The sequence below is a fragment of the Fusibacter sp. A1 genome, assembly GCF_004125825.1.
GTDB lineage: Bacteria > Bacillota > Clostridia > Peptostreptococcales > Acidaminobacteraceae > QQWI01.
In genome coordinates this window covers 1-1,004 of record NZ_QQWI01000042.1, presented here as the reverse complement: position 1 = coordinate 1,004, position 1,004 = coordinate 1, and the positions used below count along the sequence as shown (strand labels likewise).

1 protein-coding gene and 1 pseudogene are annotated in these 1,004 nt (G+C 33.6%); both read left to right on the top strand.

Features of this window, described 5'->3' with window-relative positions:
• Positions 1-202 (top strand): annotated as a pseudogene (locus tag DWB64_RS19395) (hypothetical protein); the annotation flags it as partial.
• Between the two features lie 271 nt (positions 203-473).
• Entirely contained in the window at positions 474-683 is a 210-nt protein-coding gene (locus DWB64_RS19090; protein ID WP_129489814.1) for a hypothetical protein, read from the top strand.
• Positions 684-1,004: the final 321 nt, after the last annotated feature.

Here is a 1,004-nt window from a genome sequence, read left to right as displayed (position 1 = left end):
GAAACACTTCTATGCTTGTACACAAGAAGGCACTGAGAATCAAGTGTATCTAAGTCTGATCATGTACTGCTTGCTTGCACTATTTAAACAAAGCATCATAACAAGAGGGACACTGGATAAAATTAGATTCGCTATTCGAGCGAGTATTTATGAGCCATTTGAACTAGTAAAACCAAAACTTGAAAAGCTGACACCTTATTAATTGGATGTAAGTGAATAAGTGAGCCAATCACTGTGCAATGAGACCTTTTTGTTGAGGTTGTTCTTTTTTCAATCATCAGCGGAAGGTTGAGTAAAAATTATACAATAATAGGTTTTTTATCTATATCAAGAACAAGCTCAAGTGTGTTAATGCAACGCCAGTGTAATTAATATATTTTATGGTAGAAATTTGCAAGCGACTTAAGTATAGGCTGTGATAGTGATAAACTATTAAAAGTATATACGAGAATTTGAAATCAAGGAGGAGCGTTATGAATATTTTATGGGGAAGTTTGATGTTATTAATTGGTCTTTTTCTATTTGTATCTTCAATTAGAAAAAGTGAATTTATCATCTACAAACTTCTTGTTGCTAGAAGCAAAATCTTATGGGGAGAAAATGTACATACCTTTTTCATAGTGGTAAGTATTGTAATCATGGGATTAAGTTCATTGTTCTTTTTAAATATCTGGGGGAATTAATATAGTATTACTTTTGAAAATTACCATAAACAGTTGGTATAGAAGCCCAAGAACCTAAAGAACATTCGAAAGAGTATTACTAAATTTAGTACCCACTTAAAGGCTTTCACAAATAACAATAGGGGGATAGTAAATAAGTATTTACCCCGGTTACAGTACGATTTGTTAAATTGTATAAGACTTATGTGGTAACGCACGTGGAAACAGTCGTTCTACTAAAAAAAGACCCGAACGCCAAGGTTGTGCCAACAAAAGTGGTTGAACCAAAGACTGCAGAACCAAGAAAAGCCACAGCTAAAAGAGCTACGTCTAATAAGAGCA

Coding starts and splice junctions, on each gene's coding strand:
- DWB64_RS19090 (WP_129489814.1), top strand. CDS start 474: ATGAATATTTTATGGGGAAGTTTGATGTTATTAATTGGTCTTTTTCTA.